This is a genomic window from Cupriavidus sp. HY129 (assembly GCF_059492215.1).
Genome location: NZ_CP083254.1, coordinates 3010232 through 3025580, shown reverse-complemented (window position 1 = coordinate 3025580; position 15349 = coordinate 3010232). Strand labels below are relative to the sequence as shown.

The window sequence follows — 15349 nt, the reverse complement described above, 5'->3', positions numbered from 1 at the left end:
TCGTGGCACAGAATTGGCACAGAGGGCGACCAGAAAGCAAAAAGCCCAGCGATTGCTGGGCTTTTTGTCCTTGATTTACAAGGGAAATCTGGTCGGGGTGAGAGGATTCGAACCTCCGGCCTCTACGTCCCGAACGTAGCGCTCTACCAGGCTAAGCTACACCCCGATTTCTGGTTTGCCGCAGCAACTTGCGTTGTCAGCAGCAAAGAACAAAAGTTTAGCAGCGTTTCTTTCGGATGGGAAGAGGGGGCGAGAAGATTTGCGCCGCCCTCAGCTTTGCCTTTGCGCCACTCTTAGCTTTGCCGTTGCAGCGAGAACGCGCACAGATCGATCAGCGTCTGCTTGAGCGGCGAGTCCGGGAACTGCATGGCGGCCTTCTCCGCGGCCTCTGCTTCACGCTGGGCGGCTGCGAACGTCACATCGAGCGCGCCGCTGGCGTGGATCGCCGAGAACACGGCATCGAAATGCTCGGTGCCGCCTTGCACGATGGCGTCGCGCGCCAGTTCGCGCTGCTGGGCCGTGCCATGTTCGAGCAGGTGCAGCAGCGGCAGCGTCGGCTTGCCTTCGCGCAGGTCGTCGCCCGCGTTCTTGCCCATCTGCTCGGCGCTGGCCGTGTAGTCGAGCATGTCGTCGATCAACTGGAACGCGGTGCCGATCCGGCGGCCGTACTCCGCTGCGGCTTCTTCCATCTCCGCGTCCGCGCCGGCGAGCACCGCGCCCAGTTGGGCCGATGCCTCGAACAGCTTGGCGGTCTTGTAGCGGATGACCTGCAGGTAGCGCTCCACCGTGACTTCGGGGTCGTGCATGTTCAGCAGTTGCAGCACTTCGCCTTCGGCGATCACGTTGGTGGCGTTGGAGAGGATCTCCATGATGCGCATGCTGCCGGCTTCCACCATCATCTGGAAGGCGCGCGAATAGAGGAAGTCGCCCACCAGGACGCTGGCGGCGTTGCCGAACACCGCATTGGCGGTATCGCGGCCCCGGCGCAGTTCCGATTCGTCGACCACGTCGTCATGCAGGAGCGTGGCGGTGTGGATGAACTCGACCACCGCGGCCAGTTCGTGGTGGCGATGGCCTTCGTAGTCGAATGCGCGTGCGGAAAGCAGCAGGATGACCGGGCGCAGACGTTTGCCGCCCGCCCCGATGATGTACTCGCCGATCTGTTCGATCAGCGGCACCTCCGACGACAGGCGCCGGCGGATGACTGCGTCAACGGCGCGCATGTCGGCAGCGACCGGGGCAAGCAGGGCAGTAGCGGAAGACTGGGACAAGATGAATCACCGTTGCGCAAAACCCGAGGATTATATGCGATGCGGGTGTGCGTTTGGCTGTTGTGGGTAGCAAGCTGGAAGGGATTGTCAGGACGGGATGTTGCCGTGGCGCAATTTTCTGCCTGGCCTCGCTTCTATAATCCGGCCATGAACAAGTCACGCGAATCTCGTCGTCCCGTCCGTCGCGCCGCTTGGTGGGTGGCTTTTGCGGCATTGGCCGGGTACCTGCTGGCCGACCTGACCTGATCGTCCGGGCGCTGGAAGTGCCGCGATCGTCTCAGACGGTGTGCCGGCAGGCTATCTCATTGTTTTCTTTGCAGTTTTCCGGCGGCTGGTTTATAATCACCGGTTCTTTCGGTCGCGTTTGTCACGCGCACCGTCTGCGGCGCACGAAACGGCGCCGGTTCCGGGGCTCCCGGAGCAGCATTCAACGTTTCAACTCAACATCGAGAGGTTCGACAATGTACGCGGTCGTAAAAACCGGCGGCAAGCAATACAAGGTTGCTGCTGGCGAAAAACTGAAAGTAGAACAGATACCGGCTGACATTGGCGCAGAAATCACGCTGGACCAGGTGCTCGCAGTGGGCGCTGGCGACCAAATCAAATTTGGTACGCCGCTGGTGAGCGGGGCTTCCGTCAAGGCTACCGTTATCGCCCAGGGTCGTCACGACAAGGTGAAGATCTTCAAGATGCGCCGTCGCAAGCACTACCAGAAGCGTCAGGGCCATCGTCAGAATTACACCGAACTGCGCATCGAAGCCATCGTTGCCTGAGCCTCGGCTCGGACACAGGCTTAATCGCAATAGGTCAACAGGAGTAAAGACATGGCACAGAAAAAAGGCGGCGGTTCTACGCGGAACGGCCGTGATTCGGAATCGAAGCGTCTGGGCGTGAAGGTGTTCGGTGGCCAGGCCATCAACGCCGGCGGCATCATCGTTCGTCAACGCGGCACGCGCGTGCACGCTGGCGAGAACGTGGGTATCGGCAAGGACCACACCCTGTTCGCGCTGGTGGACGGCCACGTGCAGTTCGCCGTCAAGGGCGCTGCCAAGAAGCAGCAAGTCAGCGTCGTTCCGGCGGCCTGATACAGCCTTTGCAGCACGAAGGCCCCGCAGTGACTGCGGGGCTTTTTTGTTTTCTGCCAAGATAAAATGCCGCTGGCCCGTCGCGGGCCGGCGGCGACAAGCCCGAACCACCACGGAAAACCAACATGAAGTTCATTGACGAAGCCCGTATCGAAGCGATCGCCGGCAATGGCGGCAACGGAAGCGCTTCGTTTCGGCGCGAGAAATTTGTGCCCTTCGGTGGCCCCGATGGCGGTGACGGCGGCCGTGGCGGCAGCGTGTTCGCACAGGCCGACCGCAACATCAATACGCTGATCGACTTTCGCTACGCCAAGAAGCACGTAGCGCGGAACGGCGAAAACGGCCGGGGCTCGGATTGCTACGGCGCGGCGGGCGAAGATGTCACGTTGCGGATGCCCGTGGGCACGCTGATCTCCGACATGGACACCGGCGAAGTCATCGCCGACCTGACCGAGCACGGCCAGCTGGTCTGCCTGGCCGAAGGCGGTATGGGCGGCTGGGGCAATCTCCACTTCAAGTCGAGTACTAACCGCGCGCCGCGCCAGCAGGTCGACGGCAAGCCGGGCGAGCGCCGCATGCTCAAGCTCGAACTGAAGGTGTTGGCGGACGTCGGTCTGCTCGGCATGCCCAACGCGGGCAAGTCGACGTTTATCTCGCACGTGTCGAATGCACGTCCGAAGGTGGCCGACTATCCGTTCACGACGCTCCATCCGAACCTCGGTGTGGTCCGTGTGGACCATGAGCAGTCGTTCGTCGTTGCTGACATTCCGGGCCTGATCGAAGGCGCCGCCGAAGGCGCCGGTCTCGGACATCAGTTCCTGCGTCACCTGCAACGTACCGGGCTGCTGCTGCATATCGTCGACATCGCACCGTTCGACGAGAATGTCGATCCCGTTGCCGAGGCCAAGGCCATCGTCAACGAACTGAAGAAATACGACGAGACGCTGTACGACAAGCCGCGCTGGCTGGTGCTGAACAAGCTCGACGTGGTTCCGGAAGAGGAACGTGCCGCGCGCGTGAAGGATTTCGTCAAGCGCTACAAGTGGAAGGGGCCGGTGTTCCATATCTCGGCCCTGACCGGCGAGGGCTGCCGCGAACTGGTCTACGCGATCAAGGACCATCTCGCCGCGCTCAAGGCAGAGGAAGCCGCCGCGCTGGCCGAGCCCGATATCCGCCTCGACGACCGCCTGCATAACGTCGATCGAGACGACAGCAAAGCGTAACGCACTACAACAAGGCACCACGGAGACAGGACCCGCCATGCAATCGGTCATCGCCCAGGCAAAACGCATCGTTGTCAAAGTAGGTTCGAGTCTGGTTACCAACGACGGCAAGGGGCTCGACCACGATGCCATCGCGCGCTGGGCAGCACAGATCGCCAAGCTGCGTGGCACGGGCAAGGAAGTCGTGTTGGTCAGCTCAGGCGCGATTGCCGAAGGGATGCAGCGACTGGGCTGGGCGCGCCGGCCGAAGGAAATCCACGAACTGCAGGCCGCTGCAGCAGTGGGCCAGATGGGCTTGGCGCAGGTCTACGAAAGCCAGTTCGGCCGATATGGCATCCGCACCGCGCAGGTGCTGCTGACGCACGCTGACCTGGCCGATCGCGAGCGCTATCTGAATGCCCGCTCCACGCTGCTGACGCTGCTGTCCCTCGGCGTGGTGCCGATCATCAACGAGAACGACACGGTCGTCACCGACGAAATCAAGTTCGGCGACAACGATACGCTCGGCGCGCTGGTGACGAATTTGATCGAAGGCGACGCACTGGTGATCCTGACCGACCAGCGCGGGCTCTACACCGCTGATCCGCGCAAGGACCCGAATGCCGAGTTCGTCCATGAAGCGCTGGCTGGCACGCCCGAACTCGAGGCCATGGCCGGCGGCGCAGGCTCGTCCATTGGCCGAGGCGGCATGCTGACCAAGATTCTGGCGGCCAAGCGGGCGGCGAAGTCTGGTGCTCATACGACGATCGCCTCGGGTCGTGAGGCCGATGTGCTGGGCAGGCTGGCTGCTGGCGAGGCCATCGGCACGCAACTGCTGGCGCCGACCGGTCGTCTGACGGCGCGCAAGCAGTGGATGGCGGATCACCTGCAATTGCGCGGCCGCGTGATCATCGACGCGGGCGCTGTAGAGAAGCTCACCAGCGGTGGCAAGTCGCTGCTGCCGATTGGCGTGGTGGAAGTGCAGGGCGAGTTCGCTCGTGGCGAGGTCATTGCGTGCGCCAGCCCGGAGGGGAAGGAAGTGGCGCGCGGCATCACCAACTATTCGAGCGCCGAAGCCCGCCTGATTGCACGCAAGCCGTCATCGGAGATCGAGTCGGTGCTGGGCCATCTGAACGAGCCCGAACTGATCCATCGCGACAATCTCGTGCTGGTCTGAGCGCGAGGCAGTTACCCACGAACCCATGAAAAACGGCGGGGCCCGCAAAGGCCCCGCCGTTTTTTTACGCTCGGATTACCGCTCAGCGGCTAGGCGCGTACGCCTTCAGGTCGCGGATCAGCTTGTCCGCCTTGCCCGCCACGGTTCGACCTTCGCAGAAGTAGTCCGTCGCCAGCGTGGCAGCGTAGGCATTGCGCACACCCGTTTCCATGCGGCGCCACATGTCGCGGTCCTCTCCCCGGTTGGGCACCCACTCGGTGGCGCCCTTGGGCAAGGTGGCGTAGAGCCTGCGCTCGAACGCATCGCAACGGATGCCTTCGTAGGTCACGTTGCGCCCACCACCACTGCTCGTGATAACAACCGTGAATCGGACGACGTTGTCGTCGCCCACGGAGACCGACTTGGGGTCTACCGCGAAGCGGAATGAACTGCCGCCGTTCACCGAGAACGGGATCAGATCTTCGTCGCGCGGCAGAGCGGGCAGGGTGGTCGCCCCTTCCTTGAATGGCTTGTCCGCGAACGGGTTGAGCCAGGAACTGGCCGGTTGGCCGTCGCCAGTCGGGGTGTCGGCCGCCTGTTCCTCGTCCTTGGGCAGGCCCTTGTCGGTGGTCTTGCAGGCCGACAGCGCCAGGCAGACTGCTGTCAGCAACAGGCCGGCGCGAATGTGCCGGCCGCTGAAACTAATCATCGGAACTCCGTTGAGTGGATGCCGGACTGGCCGGCGAAACGGGCGCGGTCGCGAGATCGCCATGTGCCGCTTCCTGCACGGTCGCCTGAATGGTAACCGATGCCGTGACCGAGACGCTCACCTCGGTTACGGTGGTCTCCTCGATCGGCACGGGCCTCGGTGGCCGTCCCTGGTCGCCATGCCGGCCAGGGCCTCCGTGGTGGCCATGGTTACCATGGTTGCCGTAGGGGCTCAGCGGCACGCGTCCACGGTTCAGGAAGCGCGATAGCTCGGTCAGCGCCATCTGGTAGACGTCGCGCTTGAACTCGATGACGGCGTCCAGCGGCACCCAATAATGGCTCCAACGCCAGGCGTCGAACTCAGGATGATCGGTCGCGCGCAGGTGGATGTCGCAATCGCGGCAGACCATGCGCAGCAGGAACCAGATCTGCTTCTGGCCCCTGTAGTGGCCGCGGATCTCGCGGCGGATGAACTTGTCCGGCACCTCATAACGCAACCAGTCGCGCGTGCGACCGACGATCCTGACATGCTCCGGAAGCAGGCCGACCTCTTCGTGCAGTTCGCGGAACATGGCCTGTTCCGGCGTTTCGCCGTACTTGATGCCACCTTGCGGAAACTGCCAGGAGTGTTCGCCGATTCGCTTGCCCCAGAATACCTCGTTGCGTGCGTTGATGAGGATGATGCCGACGTTCGGGCGAAAGCCTTCACGATCGAGCATGACTGCACCTCGAATCCTTTAGAATTACGACGATTATAAAGGATGCGCGCGGGTCGGCCTGATGGCGGGAGTGCTGGTTTTCCCCGACCGGAAGGGCAGTTTCCGGCGCGTCCGGCCCAATGGATGCCGCATCGCGGCGCGGTCGGGATGCCAGATGGCGCCCGGCCTTACGAGAAAGCAACGGATGAAAGCCTCGCAATTCTTCATTTCCACCCTCAAGGAAGCCCCCGCCGACGCGGAAATCGTGTCGCACAAACTGATGATGCGGGCCGGCATGATCAAGAAGCTCGGCGCCGGCATCTATAACTACATGCCGGTGGGCCTGCGTGTTATCCGCAAGGTCGAGAACATTGTTCGCGAGGAAATGAACCGCGCTGGTGCCGTGGAGCTGTCGATGCCGGTGATCCAGCCTGCCGAACTCTGGCAGGAGACCGGCCGCTGGGACAAGATGGGGCCCGAGCTGTTGCGCCTGAAGGATCGCCACGAGCGCGATTTCGCGGTGCAGCCCACTTCCGAGGAAGTCGTCACGGACATTGCCCGGACCGAAATCCGCAGCTACAAGCAACTGCCCGTCAACTTCTACCAGATCCAGACCAAGTTCCGCGACGAGCGCCGTCCGCGCTTCGGCATCATGCGCGGCCGCGAGTTCACGATGAAGGACGCCTATTCGTTCGACCGTGACATCGACGGCCTGAAGGCGTCGTACCAGAATATGTACGACGCGTACGTGCGCATCTTCCAGCGCTTTGGCCTGGAATTCCGCGCCGTGGCGGCCGACAACGGCGCCATCGGCGGTTCGGGCTCGCACGAGTTCCACGTGATCGCCGATACCGGCGAGGACGCCATCGTTTACTGCCCGACGTCCGACTACGCCGCCAATATGGAAGCGGCCGAGGCCCTGCCGCTGCTGGCAACGCGCGCCGCGCCGGCCGAGGAACTGAAGAAAACCTCGACGCCCGAGAAGGCCAAGTGCGAGCACGTCGCCGAATTCCTGGGCATCCCGCTGGAACGCACGGTCAAATCGATCGTGCTGGCCACCGACAGCGACGCCGGGGCCCAGATCTGGCTGCTGCTGATCCGTGGCGATCACGAACTGAACGAGGTGAAGGCGTCGAAGGTGCCGGGCCTGGTTGACTTCCGCTTTGCGACCGAGACTGAAATCGTCGATACCTTCGGCTCGCCTCCGGGCTACCTCGGTCCGATCGGTCCGAAGAAGCCGGTCAAGGTGGTGGCGGATCGTACCGTCGCCAACATGAGCGACTTCTGCTGTGGTGCCAACGATCGCGACTACCACTACACCGGTGTGAACTGGGGCCGCGACCTGCCGGAACCGGCCGTGGCGGACCTCCGCAACGTGGTGGCCGGCGACGCCTCGCCGGACGGCAAGGGCACGCTCGACATCTGCCGTGGCATCGAAGTGGGCCACGTGTTCATGCTCGGCACGCGCTATTCGGAGTCGATGAACGCCACGTTCCTGGACGAGAACGGCAAGACGCAGCCGATGCAAATGGGTTGCTACGGTATCGGCGTGACCCGGATTCTGGGCGCCGCCATCGAGCAGAACTATGACGAGCGCGGCATCATCTGGCCGGCGGCGATCGCCCCGTTCGCGGTGGTGGTGTGCCCGGTTGGCTACGATCGCAACGAGGCCGTCAAGGCCGAGGCCGATCGCATCCACGCCGAGCTGCTGGCTGCGGGCGTGGACGTGATTCTGGACGACCGTGGCGAGCGCCCGGGCGTGATGTTTGCCGACTGGGAGCTGATTGGCGTGCCGCACCGCGTGGTGGTGGGTGACCGTGGACTCAAGGAAGGCAAGGTCGAGTACCAGGGCCGCCGCGATGCCCAGGCCACCCCGGTGGCGGTGGCGGATGTGGTTGCGCACGTGCGCGGCCAGCTGGCTGCCTGATCCGCGTCCTCGATCATGCGCATTCCCGGCCTGCCGACGCGCAACCGCTGGTCCGCCTGGGCTGGCGGTTTGCTGTGCGCGACGCTGATCGCGAACGCCCATGCCGGCGCGCAGAAGGAGGAGGCGCTTGCTGACTCAGTGCGCGGGGCATTGGCGGCCGCGATCGCCGACAACAGGCCGGTGCGCCCGGCCTTTGCGTCCGGGTCGGAGCGCCTTGGCTACCTGAAATGGCTCGGCGAGATGTCGCGCCGGCTGGAAGCCCGGATTCCCGAGCCGCAGGTACGCGTCGAGCTGATCGAAACCGTCTACTACGAATCCAAACGCGCCGGCCTGGAGCCGTCGCTGGTGCTTGGGCTCGTGCAGGTGGAAAGCAACTTCCGCAAATATGCGATCAGTTCGGCCGATGCGCGCGGACTGATGCAGGTGATGCCGTTCTGGGTGCGCAGCATCGGAGATGGCGACACGCGCAAGCTGTTCCATCTGCAGAGCAACCTGCGCTATGGCTGCACGATCCTGCGTCATTATCTCGATCGCGAGAACGGTGACCTGTTCCTGGCGCTGGGTCGCTACAACGGCAGCCGCGGGCGCCCCGAGTATCCGAACGCGGTGCTGGCGGCATGGAAGCGCTGGCAGTATTCCGAGGCGACCGTGACCATCGCGGGGGATCCGGATCCCGCCGCGGTCACCCCGGCACCCATGCGACGCGCGCTGCCGCCGGAATCGCCCGCCCGCAATCCGTTCTCGCCGCAACGTCTTGCCAATCCGTCATGAAGTCATGAAGCGCGATTCCCGCGCGGGGTACAGCGCGTCTTCGCCCGAACTGGAGCACTGGCTGACACGCCATATCGCGCAAGGCTTCGATGCCGAGTCGCTGGTGCTGTCGATGCTGCGCTCCGGCTACGACGCTGCGTTCGCGCGCGACACGGTCAGCGCCGCAATAGGGCATCCTCAGGCCGCTGCCAGTGCGGCAGCGCCCGCGCCCGTAGCGAAGGCTGCCACAACGCCCACGGTCACCGGTGGCAACGCCTTCCGCCACAAGGATCGCGAGATGCCGGTCCTGTTCAGGCTGGAGTCGCCGCGCATCCTGTTGCTGCAGAACCTGCTCGATGACGCCGAATGCGATGCCGTCGTGGCGCTGGCGCGCGACCGCCTGCAGCGTTCGCCCGTGGTCAATCCGGACACTGGCGACGAGAACCTGATCGATGCGCGTACCAGCATGGGCGCGATGTTCCAGGTTGGCGAACATGCGCTGCTGCAACGTATCGAGGCGCGGATCGCGGCCGTGACGGGCTGGCCGGTCGAGCAAGGCGAAGGCTTTCAGGTCCTCAACTACAAGCCTGGCGGCGAGTATCAGCCGCATTTCGATTTCTTCAATCCCAAGCGTCCCGGCGAAGCGCGCCAGTTGCGCGTGGGCGGACAGCGCGTTGCCACGATGGTGATCTACCTGAACAGTCCGGCCTCTGGTGGTGCCACGGCATTCCCGCGCATCGGGCTCGAGGTGGCGCCGGTGAAGGGCAATGCGGTCCTGTTCAGCTACGGCCTGCCCGATGGCGCGCTCGACGAGCGCACCTTGCACGCGGGTTTGCCGGTGGAGGCGGGCGAAAAATGGATCGCGACCAAATGGTTGCGCGAGCATCCCTACCGCAGCAGGGGCTGAACCTGCATTCGCAAGGTAGCTGAATCGCTTGCCTTTGCGTGCTCATGATTTTCCTGCAATTAGTGAAATTGCCAGATATATGTAATCTATGATTATTGATCTGGCTTCATGTTTTAAATAAATCACTCTCATAAAATCGCAAGACCCGCTTGAGGTGGTAGCTATGTGGCGATTATTTGGATTTATTTCAATAAATCAAATGATTGGCTTAATGGTGCGATCGCCTCTGGTATGGGTTTGTCAATCGTATTATTGCGAAAGGTCGATTTATGAGGGTGATATTACCATTGGTCGCATTGATGTTGTCATCGGCGGCCAATGCCGTGGTTATTGATGAAGATACTTTCAAGCGGCATGGCGGCGATACGGGAAATGTCGCTGCATCCATTCGAAGCGCCAGCGAAAAACTACGTGGGTACAGTTATGCAAAGCCCTGGCTGACCATTGGACGGATCAACGGATGCACGGCAACCTGGCTCGGCAGCAAGAATGGCTGGGCCTATTTCCTAACGGCCGCACATTGTGTTCCCTATTCGGCAACGGAAACGCCTGTACAGCTAACGTTCAACGGCTGGGACGGCAGCATCGTGGCCTCCGGACTGGGGATCGCCTATGTGCCCAAGGAGCGCGTCAAGGTTCCTGCCTACATGGGTGGGGCTTCGACGGATGTCGCCATCGTAAAGCTTCCGCTGACCAATCCGCTGAAAGACAGGGCAGGGATTCCGGTGGAGAGGCCGATTCTGAACGACAGGGAGGACGAGAAAGACCGGGCTGTCATGTTTGTCGGCTATGGAGTCTGGGGTGTAGGGCTGAACGAAGGCTATGGGCCGGAAAGCGGCGCCAGGAGACTGTACGGCCGCAGCAAGATCACGTCGATTTTCGAGAGCGACTACGGCATCGGGGCAAGCTATAAACCGGTTGGTCCTTCAGCCAACTGGGCCCGTGTCGCGGCTGGAGACAGCGGTTCGGCATGGTGGCAGATCAAGGATACGAAGCCCGTGATCGTTGCCACCACAAATGGCGGTCATTCGAAACTCTCGACGGGTGCCCGCATCTCAAAATATGCGAACTGGATTCGCTCGATTTACCCGGAAGCCCGCTTCCTCTCGGAGACCCGTCCGCAGGGCTGCATTGTCAGCCTGAGGAACGGTGCAAAGTACTGTCTCGAGGTTGGACAAAGGTCGGACTACAGTCTGCCCACCTGGATTTACGCGCACGATGTCTTTGTACAGGCGGATAGCGGAGTTTCGGTCATGCTGTCTGACTGGGATAACCTTTCCTATAACCGACTGGCGGAGTTTGTCGGTACCGTGGAAAACGACAAACTGCGTGCCGTCAAGGCCCACAACGGAGAGACGCTGGATTTCTCAAAGCCACGGGCGATGCGTGTCACACATAGTACCCGTCCCCTGGGCTGCATCGTCAGTCTGGTCTCGGTCGACAAATACTGTCTTCCGGCTGGCGAGCGCTCCGGGTACTCGCTGCCCGCGTGGATCTATGCGCACGATGTTATGGTCCAGGCGGACCCGGGCATTGGGGTCATGCTGTCTGACTACGATAACCTTTCCTATAACCGACTGGCGGTTTTCAGTGGCGTCGTTGAGAACGAAAATATGACGAAGGTGAAAGCTTACGACGGACAGACGTTGGACTTTTCAAAGCCGCATTCCATGCGAGTAGTCCAGCAATAATCATTGGGCTGACGGCTGCCCCGTTTAGCCGGTTCGTCAACTGTCATGGTGACGAGGTCGGTCAGTACCGGTCCTTTCTTGGCAAAGTGTGCCGGTACTGTATCGATGAGTCTGCCTAGACTGGGTGTACTCGGCAATTCCTGATGTACATCCATGACTTTTCCAGCCTTTCTTCCCAATGTGGCTGCCGGCTCCGGCGTGCTGCTGGCCTTTTGCGCATTTGCGCTGGTCTCGTCCATCACCCCCGGCCCCAACAATACGATGGTGCTCGCGTCCGGCGTCAACTTTGGCATTGCGCGCACCGTGCCGCACCTGCTCGGCATCAGCATCGGCTTCTCGATCATGGTGGCGCTGGTCGGCCTGGGGCTGGGTTCGATTTTCACGGCCTGGCCGTGGATGTGGGACCTGCTGCGTGTGGTGGCCACGGCCTATCTGGTGTGGCTGGCGTGGAAGCTGGCGACGGCTGGCGGCGTGCAGGACCGCGAAGTGGCACGGCCGATGAGCTTCCTGCGCGCGGCCGCATTCCAGTGGGTGAATCCGAAGGCGTGGGTGATGGCGGTGGGGGCGTGCAGCACCTATGTGCTCGACGCCAACATCTGGGTCAATGCCCTGGCAATGGCTTGCCTGTTCGCGGTGATCAACCTGCCCAGCGTGGCTACGTGGGCGGTGTTTGGTGCTGCGCTGCGCAGCCTGCTGGCGCGGCCGCGCGTGTTGCGCGTGTTCAATGTGACGATGGCCCTGATGCTGCTGGCCTCGCTGCTGCCAATTCTCGGCGCCCACCCGCACGGGTAGTCACCAACAAAACGATTCTGGCGTCGTAGCGCGGCCTTGGTCAGTCCACTTGTACTGTCTGCGGCCGCGCCCTTGCAGGGCACGCCCTAAGAATCAAACCAGCGCGCGGATCGCGCCCAGGTTACGCCAGTAGCCCTTCACGTCCATGCCGCAGCCAAAGACGTAGCGGTCTGGTACCTGGAAGCCGCAGAAATCCGGGTGCATCGGCTTGATCTTGGTCAGCGTCTTTTCGCACAGCACGGCGGCGTGGCATTCCTTGGCGCCCATGTCCATGATGCGCTGGCGGATGGCTGCCATCGTCTCGCCTTCGTCGAGGATGTCGTCGAGCACCAGCACCACGCGGTCCTTGACCGATTCGCGCGGCGCCACGCGCCATTGCATCTCGCCACCAACCGTCTTGTTGTTGTAGCGCGAGAGGTGGATGTAGTCGAATTCCAGCGGGAACTGCAGCTTGGGCAGCAACATGCCGGTGAAGACGACGGCGCCGCCCATCACGGACAGCACCAGCGGAAACGTGTCGCCCATCTTTTCCGTGATGTCGTGGGCCATGCGGTCCAGCGAGTTCTGAACTTCCTCGGCGCTGACGATTTCCTCGGAGTCGAGCCAGAGTTCGCGGGCCTGTTCAGCGGTCATCATGATCGTTGTCCTGTTCTTGTCTTGCTTGTCTTGCGGGGGGCTGGTGGATGGTGTCTTGCCGCTGGTCAGCGGTTGAACAGGCCCTTCATGCCACCCTTCATCGCGCCCATCTGGCGCATCATCTTCATCATGCCGCCGCCCTTGAGCTTCTTCATCATGCCCTGCATCTGGTCGAACTGATTGAGCAGGCGGTTCACTTCCTGCACCGGCACGCCGGCGCCAGCGGCGATGCGGCGCTTGCGGCTGGCCTTGATCAGATCGGGTTTGGCGCGCTCGGCCGGCGTCATGCTGTTGATGATGCCTTCCATGCGGCGCACCTGCTTTTCCGCCTGGTCCATGTTCGCGCCCTGCGCCTGCGCGGCGAACTGGGCCGGCAGCTTGTCGACCAGGCTGCCCAGGCCGCCCATCTTCTTCATCTGGCCGATCTGCGCCTTGAAGTCCTCGAGGTCGAAGCCCCCGGTCTTCTTGATCTTCTTGGCCAGCTTCTCGGCGGCTTCCATGTCCACGCCGCGCTGGGCTTCCTCCACCAGTGCGAGGATGTCGCCCATGCCCAGAATCCGCTGGGCCATGCGGTCGGCATAGAACGGCTCCAGGCCGTCGAGCTTTTCGCCCACGCCGACGAACTTGATCGGACGCCCGGTGATGTGACGCACGGACAACGCCGCGCCACCGCGCGCGTCACCGTCGAGCTTGGTCAGGACCACGCCGGTCAGCGGCAACGCGTCATTGAACGCCTTGGCCGTGTTGACCGCATCCTGGCCTAGCATCGCATCGACCACGAACAGGGTTTCGGCGGGCTTCAGTTCGGCGTGCAGCGCGGCGATCTCCTGCATCATCGCCTCGTCGATACCCAGTCGGCCGGCCGTATCGACGATCAGCACATCGTGATAGTGCTTGCGCGCCCAGTCGAGCGCGGCACGCGCGATCTCCACCGGCTTCTGGTCGGGCTGGGACGGAAAAAAGTCGACGCCAACCTGCTCGGACACCGTCTTGAGCTGGGCGATAGCGGCGGGGCGGTACACGTCACACGAGACCGTCAGGACCTTCTTTTTCTTGTTTTCCTTCAGCCACTTGGCCAGCTTGCCCGAAGTGGTCGTCTTGCCGGCGCCTTGCAGGCCGGCCATCAGGATGACCGCTGGCGGCTGGACGTTCAGGTTCAGTTCGTTGGACTTCTGGTCGCCAACGGCTTCATCGCCGCCGATGACCGCCGTCAGCTCGCGCTGCACCACGCCCACCAGGGCCTGGCCCGGCGTCAGGCTGGAGACGACGTCCTCGCCAAGGGCCTTTTCCTTGACGCGGGCAATGAATTCGCGCACGACTGGCAATGCCACGTCGGCTTCGAGCATGGCAAGGCGCACTTCGCGCAGCATCTCGGCGGTATTGGCCTCGGTCAGTCGGGCCTCGCCGCGCATGGTCTTGACGACCCGCGCCAGGCGTTGAGTGAGGTTATCCAGCATGGCAGGAAGAGGGAGGAAAATCGGCTTGAGAGCGGGGCGCAGGTGGTGCCGTGGCAGCATTGTGGCGGGAATCCACCAGCGAATCCACCGGCATTGGCACTAAGGTAAACTGCGCAAATGGCCATTGTACTGTATGCCTTGACGGCACTTCTCTACTGCGGCCTGGCCTTTCATGGCTGGGCGACCCGCAACCCGCGACTGGCGGCGGCCGGCGGGGCCACACCTGGCCATCCGGGGCGTCCCGGCGCGGCGGCCACCGCAGTGCTGATGCCGCACCCTGCCGGCGGGCGCGCCGAGGGCCAGCCGGCCTGGTGGCATGGGCTTGTGATGGTGGCCCTGGTCAGTCACGGTGTGCTGCTCCATGAAACCATCTTTCCGGCGGATCGCATGGTGTTCGGGTTCGCCTTCGCGCTGTCGTCGATGCTCTGGCTTGGCGTGGGCATCTACTGGATCGAGAGCTTCTTCTTCTCGCTGGCCGGCCTGGGCCTGGTCGTTTTCCCGGTGGCGATGCTGGCCAGCCTGATGCCGCTGGCGTTCCCGGGCACGCTGATCCTGGGGTACGCGGCGCGTCCGCTGTTCAAGCTCCATTTCGTGATCGCCAACGTGGCGTATGGCCTGTTCACGCTGGCGGCGTTCCATGCTTTCCTGATGCTGATGGCCGAGCGCCGCTTGCACGGCTTCAACCGCCCGGCAGGAACGGAGTCGGCATCGAGCCAGTGGCTTGGGCGCTGGCTGGACCTGCTGCCGCCGCTCCTGACGCTGGAAAAGCTGCTGTTCAGGCTGATCGCCGCGGGCTTCGTACTGCTGACACTGACGATCGCGTCCGGTTTCCTGTTCTCCGAGCAGTTGTTCGCGCGCGCGTTCCGGATCGATCACAAGACCGTCTTCGCGGTCATCTCGTGGCTGATGTTCGGCGGCATCCTGGTCGGACGCCATTTCCGGGGCTGGCGCGGTCGCACCGCGCTGCGCTGGGTGATCGCGTCGTTCGGGATCCTGCTTCTCGCCTACGTGGGCAGCCGCTTCGTCATGGAAGTGGTGCTGCACCGTATCACCTGATCCCTTCGCCCCA

At 62.8% G+C, this 15349-nt stretch carries 15 protein-coding genes and 1 tRNA gene; 10 read left to right on the top strand and 6 right to left on the bottom strand.

Features of this window, described 5'->3' with window-relative positions; genetic code table 11:
• Positions 1–89: 89 nt before the first annotated feature.
• Positions 90–166: transfer RNA gene (locus K6G35_RS13880), tRNA-Pro, on the bottom strand.
• A 127-nt stretch (positions 167–293) separates the two neighbouring features.
• Positions 294–1223, bottom strand: coding sequence for an octaprenyl diphosphate synthase (gene ispB, locus K6G35_RS13875; RefSeq protein ID WP_049799754.1), 930 nt, complete (start codon positions 1221–1223; stop codon positions 294–296).
• A gap of 509 nt (positions 1224–1732) precedes the next feature.
• Here ispB and rplU point away from each other — a divergent pair.
• The 4 genes from rplU to proB all read left to right on the top strand — a co-directional run bounded on the left by rplU (position 1733) and on the right by proB (position 4735).
• The gene (gene rplU / locus K6G35_RS13870; protein ID WP_008647259.1) at positions 1733–2044 is read left to right on the top strand and encodes a 50S ribosomal protein L21; all 312 of its coding nucleotides are present in this window, start codon (positions 1733–1735) and stop codon (positions 2042–2044) included.
• Between the two features lie 51 nt (positions 2045–2095).
• Positions 2096–2356, top strand: a complete 261-nt coding sequence (gene rpmA, locus K6G35_RS13865) for a 50S ribosomal protein L27 (RefSeq protein ID WP_008647258.1) — start codon at positions 2096–2098, stop codon at positions 2354–2356.
• Between the two features lie 125 nt (positions 2357–2481).
• On the top strand, positions 2482–3579 hold the full coding sequence (gene obgE, locus K6G35_RS13860) for a GTPase ObgE (RefSeq protein WP_008647251.1): 1098 nt from the start codon (positions 2482–2484) through the stop codon (positions 3577–3579).
• Positions 3580–3616: 37 nt separating this feature from the next.
• Positions 3617–4735 (top strand): glutamate 5-kinase, encoded by a 1119-nt coding sequence (gene proB, locus K6G35_RS13855; protein WP_008647250.1) that lies wholly within the window; start codon positions 3617–3619, stop codon positions 4733–4735.
• Positions 4736–4817: 82 nt separating this feature from the next.
• On the opposite strand, the gene K6G35_RS13850 is transcribed toward proB, so the two are convergent.
• Both K6G35_RS13850 and K6G35_RS13845 read right to left on the bottom strand, forming a co-directional pair.
• Positions 4818–5423 carry a CNP1-like family protein gene (locus K6G35_RS13850; protein WP_008647249.1) on the bottom strand — a complete coding sequence of 202 codons (606 nt, stop codon included), beginning with the start codon at positions 5421–5423 and terminating at the stop codon, positions 4818–4820.
• Positions 5416–6141 carry an RNA pyrophosphohydrolase gene (locus tag K6G35_RS13845; RefSeq protein ID WP_186424726.1) on the bottom strand — a complete coding sequence of 242 codons (726 nt, stop codon included), beginning with the start codon at positions 6139–6141 and terminating at the stop codon, positions 5416–5418. Before K6G35_RS13845 ends, K6G35_RS13850 begins: the two co-directional genes overlap by 8 nt.
• A gap of 184 nt (positions 6142–6325) precedes the next feature.
• On the opposite strand from K6G35_RS13845, the gene K6G35_RS13840 reads away from it, so the two are divergent.
• The 5 genes from K6G35_RS13840 (at position 6326) to K6G35_RS13820 (ending at position 12187) form a co-directional block, all read left to right on the top strand.
• Positions 6326–8047: a proline--tRNA ligase gene (locus K6G35_RS13840; RefSeq protein ID WP_008647247.1), complete on the top strand. Its 1722-nt coding sequence runs from the start codon at positions 6326–6328 to the stop codon at positions 8045–8047.
• Positions 8048–8062: 15 nt separating this feature from the next.
• A complete protein-coding gene (locus K6G35_RS13835) occupies positions 8063–8818 on the top strand; it encodes a transglycosylase SLT domain-containing protein (protein ID WP_186424727.1) in 756 nt (251 codons plus the stop codon).
• A gap of 4 nt (positions 8819–8822) precedes the next feature.
• Positions 8823–9704, top strand: coding sequence for a 2OG-Fe(II) oxygenase (locus K6G35_RS13830; RefSeq protein ID WP_495675843.1), 882 nt, complete (start codon positions 8823–8825; stop codon positions 9702–9704).
• A 287-nt stretch (positions 9705–9991) separates the two neighbouring features.
• Positions 9992–11395, top strand: coding sequence for a hemolysin (locus K6G35_RS13825; protein ID WP_495675842.1), 1404 nt, complete (start codon positions 9992–9994; stop codon positions 11393–11395).
• Positions 11396–11548: 153 nt separating this feature from the next.
• Complete coding sequence (locus K6G35_RS13820) at positions 11549–12187, top strand: LysE family translocator (RefSeq protein WP_035884302.1); 639 nt, start codon at positions 11549–11551, stop codon at positions 12185–12187.
• 93 nt (positions 12188–12280) lie between these two features.
• Here the strand turns inward: K6G35_RS13820 and K6G35_RS13815 are convergent, their stop codons facing one another.
• Entirely contained in the window at positions 12281–12823 is a 543-nt protein-coding gene (locus K6G35_RS13815) for a hypoxanthine-guanine phosphoribosyltransferase (protein WP_035884301.1), read from the bottom strand.
• 65 nt (positions 12824–12888) lie between these two features.
• Positions 12889–14280 carry a signal recognition particle protein gene (ffh, locus tag K6G35_RS13810; RefSeq protein WP_008647241.1) on the bottom strand — a complete coding sequence of 464 codons (1392 nt, stop codon included), beginning with the start codon at positions 14278–14280 and terminating at the stop codon, positions 12889–12891.
• Between the two features lie 117 nt (positions 14281–14397).
• Here ffh and K6G35_RS13805 point away from each other — a divergent pair, with 117 nt between their 5' ends.
• Complete coding sequence (locus K6G35_RS13805; protein WP_035884300.1) at positions 14398–15336, top strand: cytochrome C assembly family protein; 939 nt, start codon at positions 14398–14400, stop codon at positions 15334–15336.
• Positions 15337–15349 lie beyond the last annotated feature (13 nt).

Bases quoted from the DNA above. Each gene is read 5' to 3' on its own strand.
- ispB (WP_049799754.1), bottom strand. From the start codon at position 1,223: ATGCGCGCCGTTGACGCAGTCATCCGCCGGCGCCTGTCGTCGGAGGTG.
- rplU (WP_008647259.1), top strand. From the start codon at position 1,733: ATGTACGCGGTCGTAAAAACCGGCGGCAAGCAATACAAGGTTGCTGCT.
- rpmA (WP_008647258.1), top strand. From the start codon at position 2,096: ATGGCACAGAAAAAAGGCGGCGGTTCTACGCGGAACGGCCGTGATTCG.
- obgE (WP_008647251.1), top strand. From the start codon at position 2,482: ATGAAGTTCATTGACGAAGCCCGTATCGAAGCGATCGCCGGCAATGGC.
- proB (WP_008647250.1), top strand. From the start codon at position 3,617: ATGCAATCGGTCATCGCCCAGGCAAAACGCATCGTTGTCAAAGTAGGT.
- K6G35_RS13850 (WP_008647249.1), bottom strand. From the start codon at position 5,423: ATGATTAGTTTCAGCGGCCGGCACATTCGCGCCGGCCTGTTGCTGACA.
- K6G35_RS13845 (WP_186424726.1), bottom strand. From the start codon at position 6,141: ATGCTCGATCGTGAAGGCTTTCGCCCGAACGTCGGCATCATCCTCATC.
- K6G35_RS13840 (WP_008647247.1), top strand. From the start codon at position 6,326: ATGAAAGCCTCGCAATTCTTCATTTCCACCCTCAAGGAAGCCCCCGCC.
- K6G35_RS13835 (WP_186424727.1), top strand. From the start codon at position 8,063: ATGCGCATTCCCGGCCTGCCGACGCGCAACCGCTGGTCCGCCTGGGCT.
- K6G35_RS13830 (WP_495675843.1), top strand. From the start codon at position 8,823: ATGAAGCGCGATTCCCGCGCGGGGTACAGCGCGTCTTCGCCCGAACTG.
- K6G35_RS13820 (WP_035884302.1), top strand. From the start codon at position 11,549: ATGACTTTTCCAGCCTTTCTTCCCAATGTGGCTGCCGGCTCCGGCGTG.
- K6G35_RS13815 (WP_035884301.1), bottom strand. From the start codon at position 12,823: ATGATGACCGCTGAACAGGCCCGCGAACTCTGGCTCGACTCCGAGGAA.
- ffh (WP_008647241.1), bottom strand. From the start codon at position 14,280: ATGCTGGATAACCTCACTCAACGCCTGGCGCGGGTCGTCAAGACCATG.
- K6G35_RS13805 (WP_035884300.1), top strand. From the start codon at position 14,398: ATGGCCATTGTACTGTATGCCTTGACGGCACTTCTCTACTGCGGCCTG.